Origin of the sequence: Microvenator marinus (genome assembly GCF_007993755.1) — a bacterium.
In the GTDB taxonomy this organism is placed as follows: Bacteria; Myxococcota_A; Bradymonadia; order Bradymonadales; family Bradymonadaceae; genus Allomicrovenator; species Allomicrovenator marinus.
Genome location: NZ_CP042467.1, coordinates 857,710 through 881,037, shown reverse-complemented (window position 1 = coordinate 881,037; position 23,328 = coordinate 857,710). Strand labels below are relative to the sequence as shown.

Below are 23,328 nucleotides of genomic sequence, written 5' to 3'. Positions count from 1 at the left end.
AAGGCGACTTTCGCGCGAGTTTGGAGGATGTTAGAGTTCTAAGGTAGACTCGTCAATCAAGATGGGGTGTGAAATGAAGAGAATCAAATTTGTGGTTGGAGTGACTGCACTTATGCTGTCGGCGGTAGGCTGTGGCGATGAAGTGATTGTGGACGGCCCCCTAGAGCCGGTGACGGACATGGATTTGGGTGTCGATGTTGACACGCCAGATATGGCCGAGGAACCCGATGATCAGGGCGTGCCCGACGCCTCCGAGCCCGATATGACGGTGATTGACCCGGGACCAGTGCCCAACGAGGGTTGGATCGGCGGGGCGTGTATGACCAATGCCGAGTGCGATTTTGACGGTGCGATCTGCGATACCGCCAAACCTGACGGTCAATGCACACAGGCGTGTGAGCGCACGTGTCCAGACAAAGATGGCAACAACACCGTGACTTTCTGCATCACCGATGGCGGGCAAGGGCGCTGTGTATCGCGCTGCGACTACGAGCTTTTTGAGGGGACGGGCTGCCGCGACGGTTATGAATGTCGAATCGAAGAAAGGCATAACGAACCCGGCACGCAACAAGCCGTTTGTGTTCCCGAAGGTTCTGAGAATCCAGACGCTACCACTGCATGTTTGCAGGAGTTGGACCGGTTAGGAGTACTCTGGTCGCCTTGGTCTCATACCACCGAATATGATGATGGATTGGCCTGTACCATCGACGATCCGATTCGCGTGGCGAGTCCAATCAACGGCATTGAGTATCGCTACTATAGTCAGGCAACCTCAAGTACCATGCCGGTGGCGTGCGAGCTCGCCGTGGCACTACACAAGCTCGGAGACGTGCTCAAGGAATACGATATCGACACCGTGCTCCATATCGGTACATACAACTGCCGAAAAATCGCGGGCACCTCGTCTATCTCGCAGCACGGCTACGCCAAAGCCATTGATATTTGGGGCTTTGAGACCGAGGACGGCACGCGCATGGTTCTCGAAGAGGATTGGGAGCACAACACCGAATCGTTCTCCAACGACACGGCTCGAATCCTCTACGAGGTTGGGCAGCGAATGCATACCGATCGGATCTTCAATATCGTGCTGACGCCAAACTACAACTCAGCCCACGATAACCACTTTCATGTGGATCTGTCTGAGGGCGCGAATTTTATTGGAAAGTCGCTCCCAGACTACTACATCGGCGATGAGCACTGGGAGCGTTGCCCGCATTAAGGGGCGAAGGCTTGGTCGTACGTGACGAAGATGCCGTCTTCGGTAGGGTTCAGGTCCACAACGAGAACGCCCTGGTCGAAGATGGTCTTCAGAGTCTGAAGTTCTGGCTCCGAGCCCGCCACCAGCTCCCCAAATTTCTTGATATCGTACGTCAACGAGGCCCAGGGAGTCGCTGTAGTACTGGTGGATTGGAGAGCATCTGCCATGATGTTCTGGTTGCCTTCTCCTACGCTGACTCCGATGCGATTCGGGCGAAGCGCAAGGTAGACGTCCTTGACGTTCTGGGTCACGGATTCCGCGTCGATTCGCACGGGAACGCCGTCACTCGCGATGATAAACTGAGCGAGTTCGGGCGCCATCATTTTGATGGACTCGAAGAGCGTAGGTGCGTCAGCGGAGGCGATCATCGCGACAGCGTTGGCGACCAAAGGATCCGTAGTCGGACCCGCCATGGAGCCGTCTGGGCCTTGAGGAACGGCACTTTCTTCCGGAATCTGGACGTCTTTGACCACCAGAGAGCCTCCCTCGATTTGAGAGACGACGGGTGGCAAGAACATCCCGGCGGCAGCGATCTGGCCTGCGACTTCGTTAAGGCCCATCAAGTCCGGGCATTGGTAGGGGGCGTTGGCCACTTCTGCGGCCTTGCCGATTACCACCTGACTCAACGCACCCACGTTGAATCCGAAGCCCGCCTTAAACATAGACTCCTTGGAGAACTCAGTGTCGTAGCCGGGGATGGAGGTCTTGGTTCCAGCCAGCATCCCGCCAAAACCATTGGTCATCTCGTGACCCATGGTGACGCGCATGCCAGTTTCATCAAACTTCTCGTATCCGAGGATGATGCGCGGATAGTTCGCGGCGATGGCTTTGAATTCATTGACGCAGACGGTCTCGACTGGAGGTGCGTTGGTCATCAGAGCTTGGGTGATTTGAACGTGAATATCGTCGCCCTCGCGCGCCAAAATGCTCACGACGCGCTGAAGGTCGAGGAATCCAATTCCTACGCCAAGGAATCCGTATTTCTGCTTCAAAATTTCAAGCGAGTTGGAGTCGTTGAGTGAGCGCTCAGGCCTCTTTTCTCCGAGCAGGTACGGCAAGTAGAGTGCCGCTGTCTTCTCGAGAGTTACGCCGAAGACGAAGGTGTTTCCCTGAACTGCGTAGGGAATCATCAGGTCGTCGACGGTATGAACTTTGTACTCGTATTGGCCGAGCTTGGCGTCGATTGCGGTCATGCCGGCAGCGGTTTCTAGCCTAGTGATGAAGGCCTTGAACTTCTCCGCATCGGCGATATCGAGCTTCATCGCAGGTAGGATTCCCAGGCCCCAGACCACGGAGCGCGGATTCATCGAGAGCCCACTTCGCTCCATGCCTTCGCGAGTGAAGAGATCGCCGAGCTCACGCATCACCGCGAAAACCTTCCTTTCGTCGTCGCTCGATGAAGGGTCGTTCACCATGGGCTCAATCGAGTTGAGGAGCTCGGTATAGGTGTTCGTGATGCCCGCCACTTTGTCCAAAATCAGGCCCACTGGAATCGGGTCAACCGCCGCCATGGTGTATGGCGTGTCATGAGGCACTGCGGACGTGTAGGTCGCAGCGCTATCCGTCAAAGCGGCGTCTTTCTTCTCATTGGAGCTCGAGCAGCCAAGTGCAAACAAAGCCGCAGTCATCATTAGATACTTGAAATTCATGTCTCTCCTTTATGGATCTCGTGCGAGCCTGTCGTACTCGGAATTGAGCCTCAAAGCAAGCGAGGGTGCTGGTCAAGATCGGGCGACTCAGGTAGAGATAGGGCCTATTTCAGGAGTCACTATGCGATGGTTAGTCGACGAGGATGTTCAATCACGAGTGCGTCGAATTGAGCTTCCATTCAATAAGTATGGCATCGACCCGTATGGGATTTCGCAATCCCATCTCGATGTGTTTTTTTCGACCTTGGGCTGGTTGTATAAACACTATTTCCGGGTGCGAACCTACGGTGCAGACCGTGTTCCGGCGCGGGGTAGGGCGATGTTGGTGGGCAATCATAGCGGCGGTGTGGCTGTGGACGGAGCCATGGTTTTGGCCTCCATGCTCTTGGAGAAAGAGCCCCCTCGGCTGGCACAGGGCATGGCAGAAAAGTTCCTTAATCGCCTGCCCGTTAGCTCTCAATGGACCAATCGAGTGGGGCAGTTCACCGGACTTCCTGAGCACGCGTCTCGGCTGCTAGAAGATGAACGTCTTCTGATGGTTTTTCCCGAGGGCGCACGCGGGACCGCCAAGCTCTATCCTGAAAGAAACTCACTCGTGCGTTTTGGGACTGGATTCGTCCGGCTGGCTCTTGAAACCAAGACCCCAATCATTCCTTTCGCGTTTATTGGTGGCGGTGAAGTCATCCCGACCGTGCACAATTCGCTCACGCTCGGCCGGCTTATCGGAGCGCCCTACGTGCCGATCACGCCCTATCTTCTTCCGCTTCCTCGGCCAGTTCCTTGTGAAATATACTATGGGGAACCCTTGGTTTTTGAGGGCACCGGCAAAGAGGACGATGAGGAGATTGGGGCGATGGTGGCCAGGGTCAAAACGGAGATTGGTCGCCTCATCGAGCTCGGACTCGAGCGCCGTGATCGTCGCGATTCACCTATGACCGAGTGGGAGCAGCAATGAAAGTTCTGATCACCGGAATCTCCGGAAAAATTGGGCGAATGGTGGCGGAAAGGGTCCTAAAGTCTGGGCATAAGGTCGTCGGAATCGACCGCCGCCCTTGGCCGGACGCCCCCAAAGGCGTCAAGATTTTTGATGCGGATATCCGGAAACGCTCCGCCGAAGAAGTGGTGCGAAAGCAAAAACCGGACGCCATCGTTCATATGGCCACGGTGACACACCTGACCGCGCTCGTCACCGAAGACCGCCAACGCGTCAATCTCGAGGGAACACGCGCGATTTTCGACTTCGCCCACGAGTATGGAGTTGGCCATGTTGTTTTCGTCGGCCGTCATACCTACTACGGCGCCGGTCCCGATGCGCCGCTCTACCATAATGAAGATGAACCGCCTGTTGGGGTCATGACTTTTCCCGAACTTGCCGATCTGGTGGCATCAGACCTCTATGCGGGCTCGGCGCTTTGGCGCTATCCGGAGATGAACACGACCGTGCTTCGATGTGTCTACACGCTTGGCCCGTCTCGGCACGGCACCCTCGCGAGCTTCTTGAGGGGCCAAAAAGTCCCCACCATTCTGGGCTACGACCCGCTCTTCCATTTCATGCACGAATTTGATGTAGCCAGTGCGGTTTGCGCCGCTTTGGAACATTCGCCGCGCGGGGTCTTCAACGTGGCGGGTCCACAGCCCGTGCCGCTTTCCTTGATGATTCGAGTTACGGGCCGAAACCAGTTCCCTATCCCAGAATCCCTCTTCACGAGGCTCACCGGAAAGTTTGGGCTTCCGTCACTTCCGCCCGGCGCCATCGCACATATCAAATACCCGATCGTCATTGACGGGTCGCGTTTCAAAGAGGCCACGGGATTTGAGCACCAATGGGACGAAATCCAAGCTATGGAAGCGTTCCGGTGGTCCTGAGCTAGAACTCGTCGGCTTCAAACTCAGCATCGATCCAATCGTCTTGTCCGCGAAGCCTGTTCAGCGCGGCTTTGGCGGCCGTTGAAAGGGTTGAGTCCGACCTGACGATTTCCTCGAGCACGCTCCTTGAACGCTTGGAGTCGATAGCCTCCAAGACATGAATCACACATTCCAAGTCGGCATCCTGGTCAAAGAGGATCCGCTCGAGTGCAGGTACCAACGAGTCCGTGTTCTTAGCCGCACCGTGCCAGAGCATTTTCAACGCGCGGTCTCGAATTTCGCGGCTCGGAACGTCCAAAAGCAGGCCCAACGAGCGCGTGTGTTCTACGCTAAAACGGATATCCGCTGACAACGGCTCCGGGGTCGAACTCTCCAGCAACTCAAGGCCTGTCACAGCCAATGGTTTGTGTTCCGCTGCATCAAAGAGCGCGCGAAGCGCTATCTCTCGAGCTTGGGTAAGGCCAAGGCTACCTGGGACAACGAGCCTGGAAATCGCCCGGACGACATAGGCCTCAGCCCGTACCAGCCTCTCGTCGCCTTCGGCGAGTCGGCGCCGATGAACCACGTCAAACGCCTCCGCGAGTCGGGGAAACAACGAGCGCATCTGCGCGGTCAGCCCTCTGGAGAGGCCGCGTGCACTTGAGAGCAAAGCCTCAGTATCACGAACAAAGAGGGACTCCACCGCGCGTTGAACCAACTCCAATTCGCCCGAAAGCGCGGCGCATTCGAGGGATGACACCCGAACGAAGGGATCCGAGTCGAAGATATTCGCGCGAATGAGTTCGATTTCAGCGGCGTCGGCGTCCGCCTTGAGATGCTGAGCCAGAATCGCAAGTGCGATAGCGCGATGGTCGGAGTTTGGCTCGCGCTCAAGCACTCGTCCTGCCACAAGTCGTGCCCGTGGGTCGTTGATCTCACGAAGCACATAGAGCCCTTGAATCACTCCACGACCGCCTTCTCTGACGAGCCGTGCGCTAAGCTCAAGCGCGTCCTCACGCTCCTTCAAGATCCCAATATAGTAGTCCTGCTGCCCGCCACGCGCCTGACGAATGCGACCGAGCAATTCATCCGCGCTCAAATCTTGGTCAAGCGAGCGTAGATCCGAACCTTTCAAACTGTTCAGCGCGATTTCGGCGCGTTCCCGCACATGTTCGTCCTTGTCGCGAAGCAATTCCTTGAGAATCGGCTCCGCCCTTGGGTCTCCAAACTTACTAAAACTTTCCGCAACCCAGCCGCGTACAAATCGGTCATCATCCTGAACAAGATCCATCATGAAGTTGAAGAGGCGAGGGGCGTCCAAGGGGCTCGATATCTGTACGATAGCTCGCATTGCCAGCGCTCGCGGGCTCGACTCCTCGACTTTCTGACGTGAATCCCAGACGTAGCGCATCAACGGAAGGAGTGCTTGTTGGTCCCCGATTTCTTCCAAAACCTGAATCAGGGCGCTCTTGACGCGCGGAGTGGAAAACCCCAAACTCGCCACTATCGTGTCGACAGCATCAGATGATTCGAGCACCAGGTTGTCCATGGCCAGCCTTTGGGCCTCGGTATCCGGTGTGTCGAGTTCTTGGATTAATCCTGCGATATATGAACGGTCCATTCGATCTCCTTTGGTTTTGAGACGATCAGTGAGCCGAACGGGTTCGTCAACAGTTGACACCCGGAATTTTTGGGACCGATACTCCAAGCCTTGAAAAAGGCTCACCCAACTTGACCCGAGGATGTGATTCAATGGCGCATCAAGACGATGACTACCCAGTTTCGGGATTTGTGACCGATCCGCCGCGCTCGTCGAGCTACGGCGAGGGGCTTGATGAGCCCACGGATGCAGACGAAATCCTCGGTCCGGACTGGTCGGAATTTGCTCAGGTGGTTCAAGAAACCGCGAGCTATCTCCTCGATGAAATCCTCGAAGAACCCAAGACAGGCCCGCTGGACCTGGGTTTTGAACTCGAAGACGAGGTCGACGCGACCGCCGTGCCACTGCCTCCACCACCCCCTCCCGGGCCGGCAATCCCTCAGAGAGCGGCGTTAACCGCCGGCGACACCGTTGAAATCGAGATCTTCCGAGAACAGACAGACCCCGATAAAGACGTCTTTGAGACGACCGGCATCGGAATCGTGAACGTAGAGACTGGAGATATCCTCACGACCGCTGAGCTCGGCGTGCACGGCGGAAAGCTGAACTTCGTACTCGACGAAGAAGAACTGCCTCTCAAGGGACTGTGGGCCGCGTATTTGGCCGAGCTCAAGGCCGAGATTATGGCGGAGTCCGATATCGGGCTTCGCGCCGCGTATGTCTACGTGTTCGCCAATATCATCCGTGCGCTGAACGGCTCGTCGCTGATGAATCGAGCGCTCGGCGGGCTTTCGGACGAAATGGGTGGCGTGCTTCGGTCCTCACTCCTGGAGCGGCTCGCCTCGCTTTGGGACGATCCAAACTCTCATTTCTTCGAACTCCTTGAACGCCTCGAGCGCTTGGACACTCAAGGCGAGGGGAATCTCGCAACCCTTCGGCGCTCCTCGATTGCGCTCGAACGTCTGCTCGACCCAGGATTGGGCGAGGAAGAAAAGGCGCGATTGCGCGCGCTGATGATTCCGCCCGAGACCCTGCCAGCGCTGGTCGTTCAGGCCGTAGAAGCGCATTGGGTAAAGGATTTGAGTCGAGCGCTTCACGCGTGGCGGCGGCTTGGCAAGCATGCAAACGGGGAGCTGCGCCGCGGCGCAACCATACTCGTGCCCTACCTCTTGAGCGGCCACACGGAGTTTTTCCAGGTTGTGGAGTCCATGCTGGAAGAGGGAATCTCGACGCGAGGCATGCTGACATTCCTTCAGCGCGAGAGTTTTCAGCAAGGCAACTGGGTCTCGGAAGCCCGTGCGCTTAAGCGGCTCGTGGCCCAGGATGGCAAGATTGGGCGAAAAATTGAAAACGAATCAGCTCAGTCTCGAAAGCGCCTACTGCGGGAGTCCTCGGCGAGACTCTTTCGGCTCGCAACCATCCTCCGCCGACTCGCACGAACGCAAGTCAAGGCAGGTGATGATGAGTTCGAGGGAATCGACGCCTACAAAGTACTGCGCGACGCCGTCTCTCTTCACGCCACGAACCTCGTGACGCTGCGGCGGCTCGAGCGCTGGGCCCGTGAAAAGGGAGACCGCGCGATGGTCGAGCAAGCCCTGATTTCACAGGTGCCGCTCGTGGACGATGCCCGTGTTAGCGCAATGCTTTGGGAGAAATTGGCTGCCCTGAGTTCCGAGAATGAGGCGGACGTCTCCATTGTTGCGGACTATCTGCAAAAAAGCCTCGAAGAAGACCCGGCGTGTCTGCCGGCGCTGATCTCTCTCGGGCAGGAAATCATTCGGCACGGGGCGTTTGCCGACATGTTGCAGCTCCAAGGCGTGCCTGAAGGTGAGGAGTCTCGAACGGCGAAGAGCGCGTGGAGACGCGCTGAAATCTTGGAGCGTTCACAAGGTGATTTGAGGGAAATCTTAACCCTTTATCGTAGCGCGCAAGACGACGATCCTGAGAGCGTTCATCTCTATTTCTGCGTCGAGCGCTCACTCGCACGACTCGCCGATTGGCGAGGCCTACGCGGCCATGTCCAGAGTGTGTCGTCGGATTCGCCGGCGTACCAATCGTTGCCTATTACTCGGCTCGCTGTGGAAGCCTTCCTCGAGGATCCCTCCGATGAGTTCGTGGGGTTCTGGAAGCGTCATATCGAGACGTATCCCAAAGACGAAGGCGCGATCTGGAGGGTGGTTGCGAACGCGATTGAAGAGGGCGAAGTCGCGTCAATACTCAGGATGGTCGAAGAGCTGGAGTTGGGTTTGCGTGCGACCAAGGGCCCTGAGCGCGCTCGCGTTTTGATTTGGATGGCCTATATCGCCGAGTACCACACCAAAGATGAAGGGCTGGCCATCGAGGCCTATCGTGAGCTCTTTCAGCGTCCAGGCGGCGTTTTTCACAAACGTTTTGCGGTGCAAGGGCTCTTGCGAAATCGCGATTTTGCGTGGTTGGGTGAACGTGTCCTGGAGTCTCAGTCGCTTGAAGGTTGGGCGTTGCCTGAAGTGGACGAGGTTCGGCACGAATCGTACCGCATTCTGGTGGCGGCAGAACTTTTGGCGCTCGGAGGGCAATACAAGCGCTCCCTCGATGTGTTCAAACACGCGCTTGCCCTCAGCAGTGATGAGAGAATTCGAGCCGAGATTTCGGAACGGGCGTTCCATCACTCTCTGAGGTCGCGCCGTTGGGCAGAAGGTTTCCGTTTCGCCGGCGAGTGCTTCGAAAATGAATCGGCGAGAGCTGTGGGCGAGTTCACGAGGCACTTGGCCTCTTGCCTCGACGAGCCTGGCGAGGTGCTCGCTCACCTCGATGATGTGGAGGCAAACTCGAATTCGTCTGTGATTCTCTTGGACGAAATTGAACTCGCCTATCGTGCCCGAGATTCCAAACGCCTCTCGCGCCTGGTTGAGCGTGCGCTCGGCACCGCAGAAGCCGGCTCAATCGATTTTAGAGCGTTTTTGCTCGAGCAAGCAGTGTTGGTTGGAGCCTGGGGTTGGGATTCGCCAGAGCTGACTATCGCGTGTTTGGACGACCTCTGGTCGCTCGATGCCGCGCTAACAACCTCGCCGTTTTTCGCCGTTGGAGCCTATCTGCGCTCTTACACACGGCTTGGTCGAGAAGATAAAATCGCCGAGTGGACCGACTACGCAAACTCCAATTTCACGCCGCAAGTGGCGCAGGCCCTGGTCGCAGAGTCCAAAGTCTACGAAGAGGCCAAAGGCGGACTTCAGGCGCATAAATGGTACAAGGATCGAATTCCCAAGGTGCCTGCGCCTCTACAGCCTTATTACCGCTGGATGTCGGCGTTCCTAGGCTGGTATTTTCAGGCACCGCGTCCTGACCTCGCCTATGAATTGGTGGGGGCGAGCGAGGAGGGCGACCCAACCCACCGTGTCGGCGCTTTCGTGGGGGCGCTCGCTATTCGAGAGAGCGACCCGACTGAGTTTGTGAACCAGCTCCGTGGGCTTAAACGAGCAGGAAACCCGAGACCGCTTCAACAATGGTCTACGATTCGCGCGCTTTTCCATACGGCGACTACGCTCAACGCGCCGGATAAGGCCTTGGATATGCTCGCTCAAGATGATGTCTACGCTGTCTTTGAGTGGTCGGAGTTAGCCCAGGAGGTGTTTGGACGCTCGTTGAGACGGACTGCGGCGATCGAGCAACTTCGAGATCGTGCTAAGAGCGCTCGTGGTCAGCGAATTCTGCAGTTGGAACTCTCACAAATCGTCGGTGATTCGGGAATGTTCCCGAGGCTTGCGGCGCAGGGCGTGCCGGCAGCTCAGGTGCTTGTGGAGGTTCAGGCGGCACAAGGCGAGCGCGTCCATGCTCCGGGACTCGAAGTATCCACGCGCTATCTAAATCTGGCGACAGCCATTCGAGAAGAATCCGCAGAGCAAGTGCGTAGGCTCTTGATGGCGTATTTGCTAGAGGTTGACGAGGTTTTCTGGGGAAGCCCGTGGTGTCCGATTCGTCTGGTTAACGCCGATTTGACGCGATTTGGACTGAGCGTGGAGGACTTGCAAGGCCTGCATCGACGTGTGGTTGACTTCGCGCATAAGGGAGTGGCCTCCGAGGCCCGCCTCATGATCGCCAGACAATTTCAGCGCATGGGACAACGCGCGTTGGCCCACGAACTCATGCCCGAGGAAATGCACATGGATGCCGTTTCCATGGCGTGGGCACTCTTCAATCATGCGCTCGACCCGTTTGCACAATGGCCCAAAAGCGCGCGTTGGGCGCAAGCTTTGTGGGCGTTTAGGCAACAATCGTCCTCGGCTATCGAGGCGGAATGCCTCTATGAGCGTGGCCATTATTTTGAAGCGGTTGGCGCACTGGATAAGGCGCTCGAGTGCTATGAGTCCAGTCTTGAGGCGCGGCCGAGTTTCCTACCGGCGCAAATCGCGACCGCGCGTGAGTTGATTCGAAGAGGGGATTGGGCACGGCTCGCCAAAACTTTAGAGCACCAACATCAAAACGCGAAGTACCCTGACCAACGCTCAAGTCTCGCGTTTCGACTTGGCTATGTCTGGGACCGCCGTTTGCGTGGTGAGCCCGAGGCGGATGCCATTGCTGAATCCTGGTATCTGGATGTCACGCGGACACGGCCAGCACACGTGCCTTCCTACGAGGCGCTGCTCTCGATCGCTTTCCGCCAGTTCAATTATGAAGCCGCATCGCAATACCTCTCGAGGCTGGTGGAGCTGACCCAGTCCGCTCAGGTCAAGGTCGCGTATCTCGTGGAGCTCGGCACCATCTACGAGCACCACCTCAATGACGTACCTGGAGCCTTGGAGGCGTATCGCGCGGCATTTGAATTGGACAACGAACAAGCGTTGGCGTTCTTTGGAATCCTTCGCACCGACAAAACGGGCGATGTGGCGGTTGGGGCGATTGAGCTTCGGCTAGGCCTTGCTTCATCTTCCCGAGAGCGCGCCGACCTTGCGCATCATTTGTTTGCGTTTTCGAGGCAAAATCTACGAGCGCGCAAACTCCTTCAGACGCAATTTCCCACCCATTATGGGCTGCGTCTCGCAACGATCGCCAATGGTTTGGAGGGCTCCGATGTTGAGGAAGGCACGCTTAGTGGCCTTGAAAATACCTGGGACGACCCCGAAACTAAGATTCTGACCATGGCTGTGCGTAGGTTCACCAAACCGACACAGCTGGCTGGAGAGGCCCTTCACACGGCCTCGCAGCTTGGAACAGATCCGTTTTCAGAAGGGCGCCTTCTAAGGGCCATGCATTTTGCGTGGAAACATCAGGACTTGGAGGCATTGGGGATTTTGGCTACCACACGTGCCCGCCGCGCAACGAGCCCGGTCTTGCGGTCGGCAGAATTGACCTGGATGGTCGCGACTCACTATCTGCGCGGCGATAAGCGAGCTGCCTTGCAGATTGTAGAAAAGCTTCTGACCCAATACTTGGACTTCCTTCCGTCCGTGAAAATGGCACGACTCTTCGCTGAGGAGTTGAAAGAATGGGAGAGCGTGGTCCGCTGGAATCAACGAGATGCGGAGCTCTCAAGGGTCAAGGCCATTGTGGACGCCAACCGACTCCGGGCGAGCGAAGTCCAAAAGACCTATCTCAAAGACACGGATGCTGCCGTCGAGACGCTTCGTGGCGTGCTCAAGACCACACCTCGGCACAAGGACGCGTTCAAAAAGCTCTCGGAAATCCTCTGGCAGCGCCGAGAATTCCATGAGTTGTTGAGCGTGTTTGAACATCAAGTGCACCACGCACAAGGCGATGAGGAATCGTGCGAACTCTTAAATCGCATGGCCGAGATTTCCTTGCAGGAACTCGGCGACCGCAGAGGTGCGATTGGCTATCTGACGCGCAGTCTGCAAAAGCGGCCGGGCCAAAAGAGACGAACCAAACAGATTGCAGAGCTCTACGAACAAGAGGGGCTCTTCGAAAAGGCTGTCTCCTGCTGGAGCGCAGCCGTGGGTATGAGTCAAGAGCCGCCAGAGGTTCACCAGATCTGGTCGCAGATTGGCTATTTGGTCGAAGTAGAACTCAAACGCCCAGCCGATGCGAAATCGGCGTGGTCTAAGGCGCTCGAGGTCTCGGTCAAGGACGTCAACGCCATGATGGCGCTCGCCCGGGTTTGTGAGGTCCGCCATGAGTACCGCGAGGCCTTGGATTACCTCACCAAAGCGTTGGAGATTTCCCGCGATTCGAACGTCCAGAAGACCGCGCGAGTCGGGCTCTACCGCGTGAGTACTAAAGCGAATCAGACTCTGGACGAGATTTTGAGCGTGGGTGCGACCTTGATTTTCCACCACCCAGAATCTCTAGAGACGGTGGACGATATTCGCTCACGCCTCGTGGCGGCAGGGCGTGGTGAAGAGATTTCGGATATATTCCGAGTGCTCGCCATTGAGGCGATCACGAAGCGCCAGCCCAAGTCTCATGCCGCGCACGCTAGAATTGCTAAGAAAATGGGGTTCCAAGATCGGGCATTTAGACTCGCGAGTCTGGCTGAACTCTTCGGTGAGGCGGACGACGAGCTAAGAGCGTTCTATCAGGCCGAGCTTCGGGAGCGGCAATGGCCAAAACGGCCGATTCCCCCGGAATTGAGCTCCGGTGTGATCCACAAGGAGCTTGTGGCGCCTGTTCTCGAACTCCTAAGGCTCAGTAGGGAAGGGCTGCAGGAAGCGATTGAAGCCCCCGCAGCCCAAGAGTTCATCAAGCGAGCAAACAGAATCAAGGAGCCCCAGGGCGAGACCCTTCGCCTTGCCTTCATGTGGCCTCAAATCTACGGACTCGAGCTCAGGGACGCGTATTGGGCAACTCGCGCCATTCCAGGCGGTGTTGATATTGTCTACGACCAGGGAGTTCGGTTGATTTTGGACCCGAGGTGGAAACAAGACCGCGACCCCACAGAGATGTTGGTTCGGCTCGGACGGCAGCTCGCTTCGCTCTCGATGGGGATTTATCCTTGGGGTCTTTTGGGGCGCGCTGAAGAAGTTGGAGCGTTCTATGCCGTTGTTTCTCGGTTCGTCTCAGGGTGGGGCATTCACCAGCAAGCTCTTCCGGCTGGATTCTCGGTGCCAAGGCTCAGCAGATGGATTCAACGAAAGGGCCAACGTGTGGCTCCCTATGCGCTTGAGATATCGGGCCGGTTCGGCGCGCAAGCCATTGAGCGTCAGATCGAAGTCCTCCACCTTTCACTCGATAGACTTGCCACGATTCCGCTCGATGACCCGGGCGCAGCTATTAGGCACACGGGGCTCTTGGAATCCAAAATCGGAGACCCAGCCCATCTCTTCCTCTTGAACGCTCAAGTCGAGCGTCTGAGACTCTCCCTCGGCGTCAATCACGGGTTGGTGGAATGAACTACGAGGTCTTCGGGGAACCCATTGAATCGGCTGAACGCGTTTTTTTGGGAATTCACGGATGGGGTGGGGGAACAAAGACATTCGTACCCTTGCTCCCGTATCTCCCCGCAGGCCTTGCCCTGGTCAGCGTGGACATGCCTGGCTACGGTCCGAGTCGGCGGCCGGCTGAATGGTCGGTTAAGCACGTGATTCAACCCTTGGTAGAGCTTATCGATGAACTTCCGGGAGAGCTCGAACTTTTGGGAAATTGCAGCGGTGCAATCTTTGGAATGTGCGCGGCACAACTAAGGCCCGAGCGCTTCAGGCGCCTGGTGCTCATCGACCCGTTCGCCTATTTTCCCTGGTACTTTCGGCTCCTCTTAGTCCCCGGATTTGGCAGGCTCTTTTACGCCACGGCTTTTCAAAATCCCATCGGGCGCATTCTCACGAACCTGGGGCTCGCGAAACATCGTGGCGAAGGAAGCGACCTAACGGCGTCCTTCAACGAATTAAACCACGACGTGGTCTATCAGTACCTGGTGCTCCTTTGGGAGGTCGGCGGCTACCAAAGGTTCGCCACGCTTAAGTCAGTTCCCGAGATCGAACTTTTGATAGGGGAGAAGACTTTCCGCGCGATTCGGCATTCTGTTGAACTTTGGAAAGGCATCTGGCCTCAGGCAGTCGAGCATATCTGCGTGGGAGCCGGCCACCTTCCGATCGAAGAGACCTCATCGACTTTGAGTCGGTTTGCGTTTGGTTCGAGCGACGACGATCAGACTAATTAGCAGGGTTCGGGAATTTTATGGTCCTCAGTGAGAGTTCTGAGACCAGAATCGCAAATTTTTTTACGAATCGTTCTGACGCGGTGCGTTGTGACGATTGAGCAGATTATGCGCGGGGATTTCGTGCGATTGGTGCGCTTTTGACGCAGGTTTTTGCACAAAGAGAGCTGCCGCCAGACATTTTTTTCCGGATTTTTGTTTGTTTGAGCCCGTTCGGTCTTGTAGACTGCGCTTACAACAAACAATTTGAAGATATGGGGGACAACCTGTCTGACGACGGGATGGGCTGAGGCCCATTATCTAGAATCTGGCATTCGTTTGCTTGTATTCCCGAGGCTCAACGAGTATCAAGACGCCCATGAGAGAGATTTTGAACCGACGTGGTGCGGCCACCACCGAGAAATTGGTCGTCCTTCTTGGGGTTATCGTACTAGTGGTTGGCGCCTACGCGCTTTTCGGAGACTTCCTCTATCAGAAGTACGCAAGCGTGGTGGTCGCGCTGGGCGGCAATGCGCCTGTTGAAACACTTGCCACGCGCGAAGCCGAAGGCAGTGGTCCAAACATCATCTGGGTTATCCTCTTTGTTGCGGCGAGCCTCGCGTTCTCGATTTTTGTGGCGGGACCGGTCCTTTTGCCCAAGCTCCGTCTCAAACGGCAGGCCACGGTCAACACCATGGCGGACCGAATTCCTGTGCTCGAGCCTTTTGCGGATAGGTCTCAAGAGTTTGAGATCCAGATGAAAGACCTTCGAAAACTCGCGGCGGAAGTAAAGGCCCAGCCAACTCCAGTTGAAGGACCTATCACGACGGACCGACGGCACAAGGCGAATCACCTCGAGCAAACCATGGTGGACGGCGTGCGACCTCTCGATCCGGATGCCACCCTCGGCGCTCAGATCGATCTCCCCACCATCGCGCCTTTGACCTCAGACGATTCAGCCACCATTTCTCGCCCCAAAACAAATCCAGCCGTGGACCTCGGTTGGGCTGCGACACCGATGAGCGCCGATGATTCAGCGACCATCAATCGCGAGGACAAGGCACCTCTCTTTTTGGACCCGCCTGAGCCTGTGCATTCGGTAAACTGGCACGAGCTTCCAACGGGCCCACGCTCCGACGAAATCCCTACCGCGCCTCTTAGCGACGATATCCCAACCATCCCCGATGATTCCGCGGTCTTTTCGAGTGTTCCTCTCGATGAATTCAGGAAACAAGCGGACCAAGACCCTGACTCGATTTCCAAGACCATCGTCAGAGGCAAGTTGTCCCGCAAGAAGTTGAAGTAGGTTTTCTGTTGGGACTTCAGATTCGCAATTGAGCTTGAGGAGTCTCCATGTCGCGGTGGCGCAAGAACCGAAATTCTTGGTCACCAACCTGGTAGCCGCCAGATTCCACGCGCGTGGCATCACGGAATTCATAAAGGCGGTCCGCGTCTTCGAAGACGCCGTTCTCGGTCCAGCGCGAACCGATAGCAACCACATCCTTTCCGTTGATTTCAGTCACGATTTCGATATGGGCGCCTCCCGAGCCGCGTGTCGTGAGGTCGTCGATCACCACAATATCTCCCGGTTGAACATCTTCGGCAGAGATCGTCTTGAAGATTGGACTCTTAAGCCACGCCTCGGCCGAGCTGATATGTGTCCAACCGTCCCCTCGGGTCAAAGGCACCTCAAATCCCGCGCGCCAGAGTGCGTCTCCAACGAAGAGGTTACATTTGTAGGTATTCTCAAACCGAGTTTCGATCAGGTCGCCTACGCGCTCTCCCTTGTGAATCGTGTTGTGGGAAAGCATGCGTTCTTGACCTTTGTAGCCCTCCTCAAGCCGTGGGTCCTGCAGGGCGGTTCGTGCTACCGCGAGGATTCGCTCTCGGGGGTCGCGAATGGATTCCGCCAGGCCGTGCCAGAGCACGGTGTCGCCTCCCACTTTGCCGTCGGCATTGTAGCCGAGGTCGATGCCCTCATCGTCTGCATCGGCGGTATCCAGGAGGAGTTTGAGACTGTGGAGCTCAGCGCGGTCGAGGACTCCATCGCTGTTTTGGTCCATGGCCGCCAGCGTATCCTCGTGGAGTCCGGCATGTTTAGCTGCGATATGGACTCGCTCGTTTTCGAGATCGATGCCGCTTTGAAATGTGTCTTTGATTTGTGTGATGTCGAGTTTCATTTTGCCCCCCTTTGGGTGAGGAATTGGTTTTAGGTCCTACTAATATTATCGGACACTTTTTCGAAGTGTTGCGAAAAAACTTCATTTTCTTGTGCAAAATCGAGCTCAACTTCGGGGCTTCGAAGTGCTGCGCGCAAGCGCTGGTCGAACTCATCGAGGTCTTTTTGCGTGGAAACGGACGGCACCATAGTCCATCGATTCATGGGTTCTACGGACGGCGCCACTTTGAGCTTTGCCTCGAGCCCCTGAAACATTGGTTTGGTCTCACCGAGTTGAAAAAGCCCAAAGACAAGGCTCGTGAGCGCGGTCGCGAGCAGCATGTTGAAGGCGAGCAGGGCACCACCGCTTAAGACGAAACCGAAGACGGACACGGGAGCAAATCCAACGAGTGCACAAATGGCAAGCATGGTTGGAAGCCCGAGCGCCGTGTACCTCAAGGCTTTGAGGGTGCTCATCTTGTTCTTCGTGCGAAGCCCCAGTGAGCCGGCAACGGCCAAGGGCAGGGCGCTCGCCGCGAGCATTGTCGTGGCCCCGAGCCCTCCACCGCTCAGCACGGAGACAATACATCCGACAATGAGTATCCCTGCCAAGAATCCAATCCCTGCTGCGAAACTTTCTTCGGTTGATCTTTCGATGGCTGCGTTCATGTCTGACTCCTTCGTGTCGGTCCGTGTTGATGAACCTACTCTAGGAGCTGCTTATGAACGGCTTTGTCGGGGCAAATGAAAGGTGCGCGGAACGTGTGTGAAACTGGTGTGAACTACTCAGCGACAATCACGCTTGGCGGGTCGGTGGAGAAATCGAGTGCGTGAGGTTTTCCGCCGTAGTGCGCGCTCATGCCGGTATCGATGCGCCACACACGTCCACCACACGCCTGGGTCGCCCCATTCTTTTGCACGGTATGACCGACCACCATGATTTTGAGGCCGAGGGTATCGAGCACATTCCCGAGCTCATCGCACGCGGACTTGGAGGGCTCAGGTTCCGAGTAGCGGCGACTCCAAATTGGACCATCCTGCGCCAATAGGAGCTGGGGCGGTGCGGGGGCAACACCGCGCATCCAGGCCAGAGTTTCTGAGTTGAGGCGATCAATTCCGTAGCGCACGACCTGCATCGAGACGCCGCCGTGGACAAAGAGGGCGTTGTTGACGCCAGCGATGACACCGTGTGTGGCCAGGGCTTTCGCGTATGGGCCGGCCGGAAGCCACGCTGCAACGCGACCACGGGCGACCTCTGGGACATTCGGAACCTCGCCTGGAATGTCCTGAAAATCTTCGAATCCCTTAGACGGAATGTAGCGAAGGTCCCCCATCACGTTCATGATTTCGTGATTTCCGTTGAGCTGAATGATGCCTCCACCTGCCGCTTCGGCTTCCTTGGCGAGCTTGAGCATCAAGTCTACCACCGCACGCTCATCGGGTCCGCGATCGAGGAGGTCGCCCGTCTGCACAAGTATGGCGTCTCTTCCAATCCACGAATCATTTTCGTCCACGAGTTTTGTGGCCCTCAGAATGGAACGCAGAGCTTGTAGATCACCGTGTACGTCAGCAAACGCGACAACTCGACTCTCGGTTGATTTGTAAAAATCACGCGTTGTGGTCGGGGCTTCAGGCTTGGGCTCTTCCTTAGTTTCAGTCTTCTTTTCGACCGCTGGTTCTTGAGGAGGAGCTTTCTGAGGCGTCTCGCAACCGGACGCAGCAGCGAGGAGAAAGATGGCGAGTACGAAAATCTTTTTCATGGTCTTATCGAAGTTCAACTTTGCGCGACATGTAGGTTTTGTTACTATTGAATCTCAACGGATGAGGTTTTGATGCAAAGATTGCACGTTTTAGTGTTCTTGGCTCTCTCACTTTTCGCGAGTCCACTGGCGGCTCAAGAGACGGAGTCACCAACCAATGAGAACACATTGGTTCGAGTAAGCTCCGCGGTTAAACAGGCTCCACTCATGCTCCCCATGATGTTTAAAGGGGTGGAGAAGGCGGTCGCGAACAAACTCGAGATGGTGATTTTTAAGGATCACAATACCGGTGAAGAAGCCTGCATCCGACTAACCCCGGTGATGCCTGGGGCAAAACTCGGTTTCACCTACACGTTCTAATTTAGCCCTTTGGTTTGGCTTCAAAGCCAGCCGCCTTAAGGGCTTCCACCAACTTTTCTGTATCGGGCGGGTTTCCTTCGAATCGTGCGGATTTGCTCTCCAAATCTACGGTGACCTTCTCGGCCTCAATCCCAGTTTGTTTAGCGATTACGCGTTGCACAGACCGTACGCATCCGCCGCAAGTCATTCCATCTACATGTAGTTCCATTTCGTCCTCCGTTAGAAGCTCAAGAGAGCTATCACGGAGCTATAACGCTCTCAACGGCCGTTTTCATCCATATCGCTTTCTGCGGCAGGTTCGGTGCTGGTTGGTCCGAGGTCGGGTTCTCGGCCGTCAGGGTAGGGGTAGTCAGGTCCCGGTTCTACCGGCTCCCACATGTCGTCGCGGCCCTCGAAGTCTGGCTCATCCCTCGGTGTTGGAGCAGCGTCAGGAATCCCCATATCGTAGTTCTCATCGGTGTCCGCGACTATTTCTGGGGAATCCTCATCAAAGCTCGAGTTTGGCGGCGGCTCAATGCAACCGAGGAGGAGAACAGTACAAGCGGGTTGTACCCACTTGAGATGAACGTTGAAAAAATTCAGAATTTTCAAGATCTACTCCTCATCAACTTTAAGCCGTCTAACCTTAAGGCCCGAAGCTCCAAGTCTCTAGAATTCCTCAAGTTTACCGAAAGACACTGACAAATCCAGCGTGAGAGAGTAGAAAGCCTCAATTCAGACGTTTCAGGAGTACCATGAAGACACGACTTCCACTTGTTTTGGCTATTTTTTCTATATCTTGTGCTGGCGTAGACGGCCTCGACGGTGAGGACGGCGCAGCAGGAGCAGACGGTCAAGACGGCCGAAGTTTCATCGTGGATGTGGAAGAGATTGAACCCGGCGATGAGTGTCCGATTGGTGGACAGAGGTTGATTGTGGGCGAGGATCTCAATAACGACGGTGCGTTGGCACCACTCGAAATCAACAAAGACAATCTCTTTTGCCAACCTCAATCTGCCGCAGAGACCGTGGTCAACACTGAGGAAGAGCCCCCCAGTCCAAATTGTGGGCAAGGTGGCATTCGCCTGGATATCGGAACCGATTCTGATGGCGACGGTATTCTTTCGGCTTCGGAGGTCAAATCCACCGAGTACGTGTGCAACGGGACCAACGGCCTCAACGGTGCGGACGGCGAAGACGGTCAAGATGGTACGAACGGCCAGGATGGAACCAACGGCCAAGACGGCTCCGATGGGCAGTCAGGCCTAAGCGCACTGGTAGCAACTCAGGCCGAGGCACCTGGCGCAAACTGTGTGGCAGGTGGAGTGCGAATCACGTCTGGTTTGGACCAAAACCGAAACGGTGTGCTTGAGTCGGGTGAGGTCACTTCCACGCGATACGTTTGTAACGGGACGGGCGGCAACACCAACCAGCCGTTTTCGGTTTACGCCTTCGCGGGGCACTCGAATCCGGTCTATTTTGACGGCATCGCTGCCGATACACTAATCAGCGCTCAAATCAACTTACCGGCCGCTGGGAGCATCGTGGCAACAGGAAGCGTGGACTTCTTCTGCGACACCTTTGCGACCACCTCCCAAACCTATTGTTCAACAACTGATGTTGAGGCCTATCTTGCACTCACGGCCAACGCGAGCTCGCTGCAGACCTTTACCGACTTCAACACCACGGATGGCCACTTCTTCGGCTTCCTCGCCAAGGACACCACGAACCATATCTCAACGACGCGTGTTTTCGACTTTGGTCCTGGCCCCCAAACCATTACGCTAAGGGCATTGAATGATAACACGGGCCGACTAGGTGCATGGCGCGCCACCATCAACCTTGTGTACTTGCCTGACTAGTCGTCGAGGGCGCTCCCCGTCAGACGGGCGTCTAGAAACTCATAAGAGACTCAAATGGCTAACAATGAACTTGAAAACAAGGGACTCCCTGCCGACAATAAGTCCGGCAACGCCCCAGAGTCTAAGGCCCCCAATTTGCCGATGCCTGAGTTTAACGACATGCAACGGCGTATCGATACGTACCTCGAAAGCCTAAACACCCAGCTTCAGCCCTACAAGATGAAGGAGGCTGAGGTTGAGAAGCAAATCGCTTTTCGCAAAGCGGCCGACACCATTCGTAGACGTGTTGGTATTCTTCTTTACGTTGGCGCCGCAGTCGCTATCGGACTTCTTTTCTACGTGCTCTTCGCGCTCTTCGTGAATGTGGAGCCGCCAGACCTTTCTTCTCAGAATCTGGTTATCTGGCTCGTTGCGAAAGCACTTGTGGTGGGAGCGATAGGTGGAGTCATCGCGAAGGCGCTCAGTACCGCAGAACGGCTGGTGATCCCACTTAGTGAAAGGGACCTACTCATCTCCTTCAATGTCAAAAAGCTCGAGACCCAAAAGACCGACCCCGAAGTTGTTTTTGATACGGTGGAAAAAGCCAAGAAGCAGCTCGATATCGGCCGAAAATCCTAGTCAATGATGCCAAGGTCCTTGAGCCTGTAAATCATCGCATCGGTCGAGACATTGAAGTAGCTGGCCATTTCCTCCAACGAACTCAGGGCCTTCGCCACGACTCTTACACGGTCTTCAGGCATCAGGAATTGTGCAGCCCATGCGTTAGCTTCACGTTCCACTTTCCAAGGGCGCTGCGGGCTCACGTCGCGGTGAATAGTGCGTTCGAACTCGTGCCCAAGCGCAAGGTGGCCGAGCTCATGCGCAATCGTAAACCGTTGGCGCACCGGAGCCACACGCTCAGAAATCTTGATCGTCGCCTTTCCATCTTCAATCACGAGGCAGCCATCTTCGTCATCGGCCGTGCGCTCAATACCGATTCCCATACCTTGAGCCACCGCCTCAACATCCACAGGAAAACTTTGGTCCAGGTCGAGTCCCGCCAATAATCCCTCGGCGTTTAGCGGGGCGGCCTCCCTGATTTTTTTCCAAACGGGTTCGCTCATTTGCACTCCACACACCCGCATATGTTAAGCACATCCCTTCAGAGAGTAAAGCAGACCCCTTGCACCCCATGCAAGTGCTCCAGAAACATGGCTTCCGTTTGATTTGTATGACGGCAATGTTATTCTGATGCGGACTCTGCGGAGGTCGAAAAATGAACGAAGACTATAAACAGAAGTTTCTGTGCGCATTAGAGAAGCAAAAGAAGAGTTTCAGTCCTACTATCGAAGATCAGAACCAACAAATCATGAAGATGAATGGTTGGACGAGTCTGAAAACAATATCCTTACTCGAATTGCTTTCTTCAAATGGGCTGAAGGCATCAACCCAAACATCTGCGCAAGTGAACTCGCTGAATTCGCCCGAGGTGGGCGAGAACACCTAGTCCGCTCCAGTCGCACGGTCTGTTTCAAGGCTACAATTCCTCCTGGTTTTGGATACTTCGTTGATTTAGACCGACTCGCCGGGACTTTCGCCGTGCCAAGACCCTCTCAAGTATCTCGACCGTTTCATTGCCGCTGAAGAAATCTGGGGGTTCCAAACCGATTTTGTGGGCGTCGCTGGTGTCCAATCCAAGTTTTCGATCCTAATCCAACAAGATTGGATCGCTGGAGAGAGGGCTACCGTTCCCGAAATCCGCCAACACATGTTTGAGCTTGGCTTTCGAGAGCTTCAACACTCATTTGGCTATAGGAACTCGCTCAGTTTTTACAATGACGAATTCGGGGTTTTCGATCTCAGGCCTGCAAACGTGGTGAAGATGATAGAAGGCATCATCATACCCATTGATTGTTTTGTTGAACGACTGGATCCGAAGAAGATCCAAGTGCTTGAGAGTCTTTGAGCGAGCAAAAGAAAACCCGCTAAGTAAATCTTAGCGGGTTCTTCGAAATCGGGGCGACAGGATTTGAACCTGCGACCCCTTGCACCCCATGCAAGTGCGCTACCAGGCTGCGCCACGCCCCGATTGCTCGTCACCGAGCGTGCGAATAGATAGAAGTAGAGCGGCCGAGTGTCAAGCGCGGTTTTGTTCGGAAGTGTTTTCAGATGCGCTTCTGGCGAGTACGCGGCGGACTTCAGCGCGGACCATACGTGTGAGTGGTTCGAAGTCTGGGTGCAGCGCGACTGGAATCCATTGGCCTCGGTATAGAACCTCGGCACCAAGGAGGATGCCGCGACGAAGCAATTTGACGATATTGAACTCGTCCACACCGTGAAATTCTTCGTCGATGAACCGAATGCTGTAAGTGCCCTCGGGCAGGTATTGCATGAGCGTGTTTTTGGTCAGCGAGATGACCGCTGTTTGGCTCACCACGCTATTATCAAAGGCATCGATGGCGGTGGAGTCGATTTCGTCGGTCGGGCAATCGTCTTCGGCGAAAATCAGTTCTCCGCCAAAGCGCCGCCACATCAAACCGAGTTCCTCGTCATCACTTGTGACGTCGGGTAGCCGTTTGGACCACGCCGCCCAGAGCCTGTAGCCCTCAGGGGCGCCTTTGGTCGTGGTGTGAAGGGCTTCGCCAACCGTCTGCCACGCGTCTGGTCCGATTTGCCCCTTTTGTAGGAACTGCGCCACTCGCTCCAAATCGGCCATGCTCGCTCGGCCTTTGAGCATCTCGCCGATAAGGCGATAGAGACGGGTTTCCGTTTGGGGGTCTTCGTTGATTGCGTCCCAGTTGTAGGGCATAGGT

At 55.8% G+C, this 23,328-nt stretch carries 18 protein-coding genes and 1 tRNA gene; 9 read left to right on the top strand and 10 right to left on the bottom strand.

All coding sequences use genetic code 11. From position 1 onward, the window contains the following. Window positions 1-73 precede the first annotated feature (73 nt). Complete coding sequence (locus FRD01_RS03770; RefSeq protein WP_249755977.1) at window positions 74-1,219, top strand: extensin family protein; 1,146 nt, start codon at window positions 74-76, stop codon at window positions 1,217-1,219. Here FRD01_RS03770 and FRD01_RS03765 read toward each other — a convergent pair. Beyond that, the gene (locus FRD01_RS03765) at window positions 1,216-2,907 is read right to left on the bottom strand and encodes a hypothetical protein (RefSeq protein WP_146957773.1); all 1,692 of its coding nucleotides are present in this window, start codon (window positions 2,905-2,907) and stop codon (window positions 1,216-1,218) included. The two genes, FRD01_RS03770 and FRD01_RS03765, sit on opposite strands and share 4 nt — an antisense overlap. Window positions 2,908-3,028: 121 nt before the next feature. Here FRD01_RS03765 and FRD01_RS03760 point away from each other — a divergent pair, with 121 nt between their 5' ends. Both FRD01_RS03760 and FRD01_RS03755 read left to right on the top strand, forming a co-directional pair. Next, a complete protein-coding gene (locus tag FRD01_RS03760) occupies window positions 3,029-3,862 on the top strand; it encodes a lysophospholipid acyltransferase family protein (RefSeq protein WP_146957771.1) in 834 nt (277 codons plus the stop codon). Continuing rightward, window positions 3,859-4,773, top strand: a complete 915-nt coding sequence (locus tag FRD01_RS03755) for an SDR family oxidoreductase (RefSeq protein ID WP_146957769.1) — start codon at window positions 3,859-3,861, stop codon at window positions 4,771-4,773. Before FRD01_RS03760 ends, FRD01_RS03755 begins: the two co-directional genes overlap by 4 nt. A 1-nt stretch (window position 4,774) precedes the next feature. Here the strand turns inward: FRD01_RS03755 and FRD01_RS03750 are convergent, their stop codons facing one another. Then, window positions 4,775-6,373, bottom strand: a complete 1,599-nt coding sequence (locus FRD01_RS03750) for a HEAT repeat domain-containing protein (RefSeq protein ID WP_146957767.1) — start codon at window positions 6,371-6,373, stop codon at window positions 4,775-4,777. A gap of 131 nt (window positions 6,374-6,504) precedes the next feature. Between FRD01_RS03750 and FRD01_RS03745 the strand changes: the two genes are divergently transcribed. The 3 genes from FRD01_RS03745 (at window position 6,505) to FRD01_RS03735 (ending at window position 15,723) form a co-directional block, all read left to right on the top strand. Continuing rightward, window positions 6,505-13,674 carry a tetratricopeptide repeat protein gene (locus FRD01_RS03745; protein ID WP_146957765.1) on the top strand — a complete coding sequence of 2,390 codons (7,170 nt, stop codon included), beginning with the start codon at window positions 6,505-6,507 and terminating at the stop codon, window positions 13,672-13,674. Beyond that, the gene (locus FRD01_RS03740) at window positions 13,671-14,441 is read left to right on the top strand and encodes an alpha/beta fold hydrolase (RefSeq protein WP_146957763.1); all 771 of its coding nucleotides are present in this window, start codon (window positions 13,671-13,673) and stop codon (window positions 14,439-14,441) included. The genes FRD01_RS03745 and FRD01_RS03740 overlap by 4 nt, the downstream gene beginning before the upstream one ends. Window positions 14,442-14,796: 355 nt before the next feature. Beyond that, window positions 14,797-15,723 carry a hypothetical protein gene (locus FRD01_RS03735; protein ID WP_146957762.1) on the top strand — a complete coding sequence of 309 codons (927 nt, stop codon included), beginning with the start codon at window positions 14,797-14,799 and terminating at the stop codon, window positions 15,721-15,723. 16 nt (window positions 15,724-15,739) lie between these two features. On the opposite strand, the gene FRD01_RS03730 is transcribed toward FRD01_RS03735, so the two are convergent. The 3 genes from FRD01_RS03730 to FRD01_RS03720 all read right to left on the bottom strand — a co-directional run bounded on the left by FRD01_RS03730 (window position 15,740) and on the right by FRD01_RS03720 (window position 18,335). Continuing rightward, window positions 15,740-16,597: a hypothetical protein gene (locus tag FRD01_RS03730; protein WP_146957760.1), complete on the bottom strand. Its 858-nt coding sequence runs from the start codon at window positions 16,595-16,597 to the stop codon at window positions 15,740-15,742. 29 nt (window positions 16,598-16,626) lie between these two features. Continuing rightward, window positions 16,627-17,244, bottom strand: a complete 618-nt coding sequence (locus tag FRD01_RS03725; protein WP_146957759.1) for a hypothetical protein — start codon at window positions 17,242-17,244, stop codon at window positions 16,627-16,629. 113 nt (window positions 17,245-17,357) lie between these two features. Next, window positions 17,358-18,335 (bottom strand): metallophosphoesterase, encoded by a 978-nt coding sequence (locus FRD01_RS03720; RefSeq protein WP_146957757.1) that lies wholly within the window; start codon window positions 18,333-18,335, stop codon window positions 17,358-17,360. A gap of 72 nt (window positions 18,336-18,407) precedes the next feature. Here FRD01_RS03720 and FRD01_RS03715 point away from each other — a divergent pair, with 72 nt between their 5' ends. After that, window positions 18,408-18,695, top strand: coding sequence for a hypothetical protein (locus FRD01_RS03715; RefSeq protein ID WP_146957755.1), 288 nt, complete (start codon window positions 18,408-18,410; stop codon window positions 18,693-18,695). 1 nt (window position 18,696) lies between these two features. Here FRD01_RS03715 and FRD01_RS03710 read toward each other — a convergent pair whose 3' ends face one another. Both FRD01_RS03710 and FRD01_RS03705 read right to left on the bottom strand, forming a co-directional pair. Further along, window positions 18,697-18,903: a heavy-metal-associated domain-containing protein gene (locus FRD01_RS03710; RefSeq protein ID WP_146957753.1), complete on the bottom strand. Its 207-nt coding sequence runs from the start codon at window positions 18,901-18,903 to the stop codon at window positions 18,697-18,699. 50 nt (window positions 18,904-18,953) lie between these two features. Further along, entirely contained in the window at window positions 18,954-19,286 is a 333-nt protein-coding gene (locus FRD01_RS03705; RefSeq protein ID WP_146957752.1) for a hypothetical protein, read from the bottom strand. A gap of 143 nt (window positions 19,287-19,429) precedes the next feature. Here FRD01_RS03705 and FRD01_RS03700 point away from each other — a divergent pair, with 143 nt between their 5' ends. Together FRD01_RS03700 and FRD01_RS03695 are read left to right on the top strand one after the other, a co-directional pair. Then, the gene (locus tag FRD01_RS03700) at window positions 19,430-20,536 is read left to right on the top strand and encodes a DUF7151 family protein (RefSeq protein ID WP_146957750.1); all 1,107 of its coding nucleotides are present in this window, start codon (window positions 19,430-19,432) and stop codon (window positions 20,534-20,536) included. A gap of 54 nt (window positions 20,537-20,590) precedes the next feature. Then, window positions 20,591-21,154 carry a DUF2189 domain-containing protein gene (locus FRD01_RS03695; RefSeq protein ID WP_146957748.1) on the top strand — a complete coding sequence of 188 codons (564 nt, stop codon included), beginning with the start codon at window positions 20,591-20,593 and terminating at the stop codon, window positions 21,152-21,154. Here the strand turns inward: FRD01_RS03695 and FRD01_RS03690 are convergent. The 3 genes from FRD01_RS03690 to FRD01_RS03675 all read right to left on the bottom strand — a co-directional run bounded on the left by FRD01_RS03690 (window position 21,151) and on the right by FRD01_RS03675 (window position 23,324). Continuing rightward, entirely contained in the window at window positions 21,151-21,639 is a 489-nt protein-coding gene (locus tag FRD01_RS03690; RefSeq protein WP_249755976.1) for an ImmA/IrrE family metallo-endopeptidase, read from the bottom strand. The genes FRD01_RS03695 and FRD01_RS03690 overlap by 4 nt on opposite strands. A gap of 890 nt (window positions 21,640-22,529) precedes the next feature. Next, window positions 22,530-22,603 (bottom strand) — tRNA-Pro (locus tag FRD01_RS03680). A gap of 49 nt (window positions 22,604-22,652) precedes the next feature. Next, window positions 22,653-23,324, bottom strand: coding sequence for a PriCT-2 domain-containing protein (locus FRD01_RS03675; RefSeq protein WP_146957742.1), 672 nt, complete (start codon window positions 23,322-23,324; stop codon window positions 22,653-22,655). Between the last annotated feature and the right edge of the window lie 4 nt (window positions 23,325-23,328).

Bases quoted from the DNA above. Each gene is read 5' to 3' on its own strand.
- FRD01_RS03770 (WP_249755977.1), top strand. From the start codon at position 74: ATGAAGAGAATCAAATTTGTGGTTGGAGTGACTGCACTTATGCTGTCG.
- FRD01_RS03765 (WP_146957773.1), bottom strand. From the start codon at position 2,907: ATGAATTTCAAGTATCTAATGATGACTGCGGCTTTGTTTGCACTTGGC.
- FRD01_RS03760 (WP_146957771.1), top strand. From the start codon at position 3,029: ATGCGATGGTTAGTCGACGAGGATGTTCAATCACGAGTGCGTCGAATT.
- FRD01_RS03755 (WP_146957769.1), top strand. From the start codon at position 3,859: ATGAAAGTTCTGATCACCGGAATCTCCGGAAAAATTGGGCGAATGGTG.
- FRD01_RS03750 (WP_146957767.1), bottom strand. From the start codon at position 6,373: ATGGACCGTTCATATATCGCAGGATTAATCCAAGAACTCGACACACCG.
- FRD01_RS03745 (WP_146957765.1), top strand. From the start codon at position 6,505: ATGGCGCATCAAGACGATGACTACCCAGTTTCGGGATTTGTGACCGAT.
- FRD01_RS03740 (WP_146957763.1), top strand. From the start codon at position 13,671: ATGAACTACGAGGTCTTCGGGGAACCCATTGAATCGGCTGAACGCGTT.
- FRD01_RS03735 (WP_146957762.1), top strand. From the start codon at position 14,797: ATGAGAGAGATTTTGAACCGACGTGGTGCGGCCACCACCGAGAAATTG.
- FRD01_RS03730 (WP_146957760.1), bottom strand. From the start codon at position 16,597: ATGAAACTCGACATCACACAAATCAAAGACACATTTCAAAGCGGCATC.
- FRD01_RS03725 (WP_146957759.1), bottom strand. From the start codon at position 17,244: ATGAACGCAGCCATCGAAAGATCAACCGAAGAAAGTTTCGCAGCAGGG.
- FRD01_RS03720 (WP_146957757.1), bottom strand. From the start codon at position 18,335: ATGAAAAAGATTTTCGTACTCGCCATCTTTCTCCTCGCTGCTGCGTCC.
- FRD01_RS03715 (WP_146957755.1), top strand. From the start codon at position 18,408: ATGCAAAGATTGCACGTTTTAGTGTTCTTGGCTCTCTCACTTTTCGCG.
- FRD01_RS03710 (WP_146957753.1), bottom strand. From the start codon at position 18,903: ATGGAACTACATGTAGATGGAATGACTTGCGGCGGATGCGTACGGTCT.
- FRD01_RS03700 (WP_146957750.1), top strand. From the start codon at position 19,430: ATGAAGACACGACTTCCACTTGTTTTGGCTATTTTTTCTATATCTTGT.
- FRD01_RS03695 (WP_146957748.1), top strand. From the start codon at position 20,591: ATGGCTAACAATGAACTTGAAAACAAGGGACTCCCTGCCGACAATAAG.
- FRD01_RS03690 (WP_249755976.1), bottom strand. From the start codon at position 21,639: ATGAGCGAACCCGTTTGGAAAAAAATCAGGGAGGCCGCCCCGCTAAAC.
- FRD01_RS03675 (WP_146957742.1), bottom strand. From the start codon at position 23,324: ATGCCCTACAACTGGGACGCAATCAACGAAGACCCCCAAACGGAAACC.